Annotated in this window: 4 protein-coding genes; 2 read left to right on the top strand and 2 right to left on the bottom strand. The window is 39.1% G+C overall.

Annotation, left to right across the window (positions count from 1 at the left end):
- Positions 1 to 222: 222 nt before the first annotated feature.
- Positions 223 to 699 (bottom strand): Cys-tRNA(Pro) deacylase, encoded by a 477-nt coding sequence (gene ybaK, locus V7014_RS12085; protein ID WP_335507421.1) that lies wholly within the window; start codon positions 697 to 699, stop codon positions 223 to 225.
- Positions 700 to 715: 16 nt separating this feature from the next.
- A complete protein-coding gene (locus V7014_RS12080) occupies positions 716 to 2893 on the bottom strand; it encodes a DNA topoisomerase III (RefSeq protein WP_335507419.1) in 2178 nt (725 codons plus the stop codon).
- 382 nt (positions 2894 to 3275) lie between these two features.
- Here V7014_RS12080 and V7014_RS12075 point away from each other — a divergent pair, with 382 nt between their 5' ends.
- Complete coding sequence (locus V7014_RS12075; protein ID WP_335507417.1) at positions 3276 to 3542, top strand: phosphocarrier protein HPr; 267 nt, start codon at positions 3276 to 3278, stop codon at positions 3540 to 3542.
- 370 nt (positions 3543 to 3912) lie between these two features.
- Complete coding sequence (locus V7014_RS12070; RefSeq protein WP_335507415.1) at positions 3913 to 5463, top strand: ABC-F family ATP-binding cassette domain-containing protein; 1551 nt, start codon at positions 3913 to 3915, stop codon at positions 5461 to 5463.
- Positions 5464 to 5524: the final 61 nt, after the last annotated feature.

The following is a 5524-nucleotide window of genomic DNA, read 5'->3' as shown; positions in this document are numbered from 1 at the left end:
TTATGCTTGTCGGGGCTGAACGGGCCGTTTCAGCATTTCATAGTTGACTTATCGTAGGGAGATTGGTGAAGTTCACTAGGAGCTGGGCGCTGGAGCTAGACAATAAAGAAAAGCGGAAGTGCCCGTTTAGCTCCGTATGAACAGGAGCATTTTCGACTGAGATAAAGGAAACACGAAGAGCTGACAAAAAAATCCGCAGGCATTTACCCACGGATTCCAATACTACTTAATAAGATCAGCAAATTTAGCTGCTGTAACATCTGCTAGTAACGCTGGTTGGATCTCAATTTGCGTTCCAATTTTCCCACCGCTGACAACAATAGTTTCCAATACTTCTGCTTCGCTTTGAATGAAAGTTGGATATTTCTTGCTCATACCGACTGGTGAACATCCACCTCTAACATAACCTGTTAGTTTTTGAATATCCTTAACTGCTACCATTTCAATCTTCTTCTCACCAGCCGCAGCAGCGGATTTTTTCAAATTCAATTCTTCTGCTACAGGAATTACAAAAACATAAATTGCTTTGCTAGTACCATGAGCAACGAGTGTTTTATAAACTTGCTCTAGATTTTTGCCAACTTTGTTCGCTACCGAAACTCCATCAATTTTACCGTCCTTCACTTCATAGGACATCATATGATATTGTATTTTCGCCGCATCAAGAATACGCATTGCATTTGTTTTACCTTTTGCCATGACATACATCTCCCACTTAATCGAACTTTAGTTTAGATAGTGCATCGGCAAATGCCGTATTTATTGGTTCTTCTTGTTTATTTTGTTTTTTCATATATTGTGATACATCACGCTTATTAGCTGCTTTTGTATTACTATTCTTTTTACGATTTTGGAAAGCACTTAGCTTCTCACGGTGACCGCATTTACATACGAAGATTTGTCCTTCACCTTCACCGCGCAATTCTAATTTCTTATGACAAACTGGACAACGCGCATTTGTGGTTGTACTAATACGTTTACGATGTCCACATTCACGATCCTGACAAACATGCATTTTACCCTTCTTGCCGTTCACTTCTAGCATTAGCTTGCCACAATCAGGACAATGCTTACCTGTTATATTATCATGTTTGAATTTTTCCTTGCTGTTCTTAATCGTATGAACAGACTTCTTCGCATAGTCTTTCATATCATTCACAAACGTACTTTTGCCTAATTTTCCTTTTGCAATCGCCGTTAGCTTCTGTTCCCACTGAGCTGTTAATGCAGGTGATTTCAATTCATCAGGTACTAATTCTAGTAATTGTTTACCCTTTGTTGTCACATGAATCCCTTTACCACGCTTCTCAATTAAGAACGAATTAAAGAGCTTTTCGATAATATCTGCACGTGTTGCAACCGTTCCTAGACCGCCTGTTTCACCCAATGTTTTCACTAAATCCTTACTTTCTCCACCCATAAATTTCGCAGGGTTTTCCATTGCTGTTAGAAGTGTTCCTTCGTTAAATGGCTCAGGAGGAGCTGTTTCACCATTCGTCACAGCTAAGGAAGTCACTCCTAGCTTATCGCCTTCTTTTACAACTGGTACGTACGTTTCATCGGACTCATCACGATCATAGATTTCCTTCCATCCTTTATGCACAACAGTTTGTCCTTTAGCTGTAAAAGTTTCTGAACCAATTTTCGCGAAAATGCTTGTTTGCTCATACTCAAATGGTGGCATTAGAACCGCTAAGAAGCGTTTAACAATTAAGTCATACACCTTTACTTCCTTATCCGACATTTTCGGTAAGAACGCTGATTGTTCTGTCGGTACAATCGCATGGTGATCGGTTACTTTGCTATTATCCACAAACGATTTATTTGGTTTGATTGATTGGCGCAATATTTTTGTAGCCCATTGTGTATACGGTTTAATCGAAACCGCTTCTAAACGTTCCTTCAGTGTATTGACCATATCTGTTGTTAAATACTTCGAATCTGTACGAGGATATGTTACAACTTTGTATTGTTCATATAAACGTTGCGTAATCGATAATGTTTCTTTCGCTGAATACCCAAAAATACGGTTACAATCACGCTGTAGTTCCGTTAAGTCGTATAAACTTGGTGCGTATGTTTTCTTTTTTGTCTTTTGGATCGATTCGATATTTGCTAATTGATTGCCGATACGTTTATGAAGCTCATGTACCTTCTCTTCATTAAAGGTACGCGTATCATTCGTTTTGGCATCTTTCCAAACTAAATTTAATCCGTTCTCTGTTTTCGCCTTCAATCCATAGAACTTCTTTGGCTTAAACTCTTTGATTTCCTGCCCGCGTTTAGCAATTATAGCAAGTGTAGGTGTTTGCACACGTCCACATGATAATTGAGCATTGTGCTTCGTCGTTAAAGCACGAGTAGCGTTCATCCCAACTAACCAATCCGCTTCTGCACGAGCTTGGGCAGATGCATATAAATTCTCATATTCCTTACCATCTTTCAAATGACGAAAGCCTTGCTTAATAGCTTGGTCTGTTACAGATGAAATCCAAAGACGTTTTATGGGCTTCTTCACGCCAGCTTTTTCAATAATCCAGCGTGCTACTAACTCACCTTCACGGCCCGCATCCGTTGCAATAACGATGCTATCTACATCTTTACGAAGCAATTGTGTTTTAACCGCTTGATATTGCTTATTTGTTTTCTTAATAACTACTAACTTCGTATATTTAGGAAGCATAGGAAGATCTTCCATCTTCCATGCTTTATATTTCTCATCATACATTTCAGGGTCGGCAAGCGTCACAAGGTGACCAAGACCCCATGTTACAATATATTGTTTTCCTTCAAAGAATCCGTTTCCTTTTGTGTTGCAGCCTAATACTTTTGCGATATCTCTACCTACTGACGGCTTCTCCGCCAATACAACAGTTTTCTTCAATCCGTACATTCCCTTCTCTATTACCTAACTTCTATCAGTATCTCACAAATTGTTTATTTATAGAAGGAAGCATCCAATGTTTATCCCGTTCAAACTGGCGCTAAGACTCCCATTTCAAAACGAAAGAAAAAGCGAAGACGTATAAGGGGGAGATTAAGCGCCAGTAAGAACCCGATTGGTTCAACTAATAAACGGTGGGAGATGGACGCCCCCCTCCCCACCACCAATTAAAGTTTCACTTGATCCGATTAGTGTTTCATGAATAAAAACACAACAAGCTAGTGTTTTTTCACATCCACACGTAATCAATACCTATCTATTTATTAGTGTTTTGGCATAACACTTGCACTTAAATTAAGCATTACTACTTAGCAAAGGAGATTGAATCTTAATGATTGAAAAAACTTTTACAGTTATAAGCGAAGTCGGTATTCATGCTCGACCAGCCACACTATTAGTACAAACAGCAAACAACTATGATGCAGATTTAAAGATTTCCTACAATGGGAAAGAAGCTAATTTAAAATCCATTATGGGAATTATGGCACTCGCCATCCCAAATGGAGCTAGTATTCGTATCCTTGCAGATGGACAGGATGCCTCAGCAGCCATAACTTCATTGGAAGATGTCTTGCTGCAAAAGGGTTTTGCTAGCTAATCTCTCTGTTTGATCCCTCTCTCAAGGGGTTGTCCAAAAAGTCCAATTTACTACCATTGTTTGATTGATGGGAAAGTAATTTTTTAGATTTTTAAGAAGATACATGGGTTTCCTAGACCGAAAGCGCCAAATATAGATATTCTAACAAAACAGCCGAGTTTTTATATTTCACGTAACCTACTTCGGAGGACTAACAAAGCGTAAAAGGGCGTTCGAAAAGTGATTGAAAATCACTTTTCGGACAGCCTCTTTTTCTATGGCAAACAAATCATTAAATGGAAGTTTCACTAAATACTTTACATCGATTCTTATTCTCGAATACAATGAGGAGAATATGTGTAACGAATAATTCAGGAGTTGAAATTAGAAAATGAGCTTGTTAAACGTAGAAAAACTTACTCATAGTTTTGGCGATCGAATGTTATTTAAGGAAGTTTCTTTTCAATTAAATAATGAGCACGTTGGGCTTGTTGGTGCCAATGGTGTTGGTAAATCAACACTAATGAACATCATCACAGGTCAAACGATGTACGATAGCGGTAAAGTGCAATGGACACCAGGTGTAGAATATGGATACCTTGATCAGCATACAAATCTTATACCTGGCAAAACCATTCGAAATGTATTACAAGAAGCCTACCAAAGTCTTTTTGATGTCGAAGCTGAACTAAATGAAGTAACAGGAAAAATGGGAGAAGCGACTCCTGAAGAATTAGAGGTACTGCTTGAAAGAATGGCTGAACTTCAAGACCAACTGGATGCAGGCGGCTTCTATTCATTAGATTTACAAATCGAAGATGCGGCTCGCGGTTTAGGGTTAGATGCAATCGGTTTAGATCGCGACGTAGCAGCACTCAGTGGTGGTCAACGTACAAAAGTATTGCTGGCAAAGCTTTTACTAGAAAAGCCCCAAGTATTACTTTTAGATGAGCCTACCAACTATTTAGATGAAGAACATATCTCATGGTTATCAAAATACTTGAAAGAGTATCCAAGTGCTTTCATCCTGATCTCACATGATACTGAGTTCATGAATGAATCAACGGATATCATTTTCAACCTAGAGTTCGCAAAACTCACACGCTATACAGCAACATATGAGAAATTTTTAGAGTTAGCTGATCTTCATAAGAACCAGCATATCAATGCGTATGAGAAGCAGAAAGAATTCATTAAGAAACAGGAAGATTTCATCGCGAAGAATAAAGCGCGTTACTCTACAACTGGACGTGCGAAGAGCCGTCAGAAACAACTTGATCGTATGGAACGTATTGATCGTCCAGAAACCGCAATCAAGCCTGAATTCGACTTCAAGGAAGCACGTGGAAGTAGCCGTTGGGTATTTGAAGGTGAAGACTTCGAAATCGGTTATGACTTCCCTCTACTTCCGAAAATGAGTATGACAATCGAGCGTGGAGATAAAATTGCTATCGTTGGTTGTAACGGTGTAGGTAAATCAACACTTCTTAAAACAATTCTAGGTGTTATTCCACCATTAAGCGGAAAAATTTCACGCGGTGATTTCTTACACCCTGCTTATTTCGAGCAAGAAGTTAAAGCAGCCAATGCAACACCTATCGATGAAATCTGGAATGCTTTCCCTAGCATGGACCAACATCAAGTCCGTGCAGCGCTAGCTCGTTGCGGATTGAAGAATGAACACATTTCTCGCCCAATGAATCAACTAAGTGGTGGAGAGCAAGCAAAGGTACGTCTATGTAAATTATTGATGGAAGAAAGCAACTGGATTTTATTCGATGAGCCGACAAACCATCTAGATGTAGCCGCTAAAGAAGAGCTAAAGAAAGCACTGAAAGCTTATAAAGGTACAGTCGTTCTTGTTTCCCATGAACCTGACTTCTACAAAGACTGGATCACAAAAGAGTGGAACGTTGAAGAATGGGCTAATCAAAAGAAATAACAGCCTTTCATCGTAATTTATGCGTTAAGGCAATTTCGACAAAGAAAAAATCCAAGTTCCT

Origin of the sequence: Bacillus sp. JJ722 (genome assembly GCF_036963345.1) — a bacterium.
Classification (GTDB): Bacteria; Bacillota; Bacilli; order Bacillales; family DSM-1321; genus Bacillus_AD.
This window is presented reverse-complemented; position numbering and strand designations above follow the sequence as displayed.

Bases quoted from the DNA above. Each gene is read 5' to 3' on its own strand.
- ybaK (WP_335507421.1), bottom strand. From the start codon at position 699: ATGGCAAAAGGTAAAACAAATGCAATGCGTATTCTTGATGCGGCGAAA.
- V7014_RS12080 (WP_335507419.1), bottom strand. From the start codon at position 2,893: ATGTACGGATTGAAGAAAACTGTTGTATTGGCGGAGAAGCCGTCAGTA.
- V7014_RS12075 (WP_335507417.1), top strand. From the start codon at position 3,276: ATGATTGAAAAAACTTTTACAGTTATAAGCGAAGTCGGTATTCATGCT.
- V7014_RS12070 (WP_335507415.1), top strand. From the start codon at position 3,913: ATGAGCTTGTTAAACGTAGAAAAACTTACTCATAGTTTTGGCGATCGA.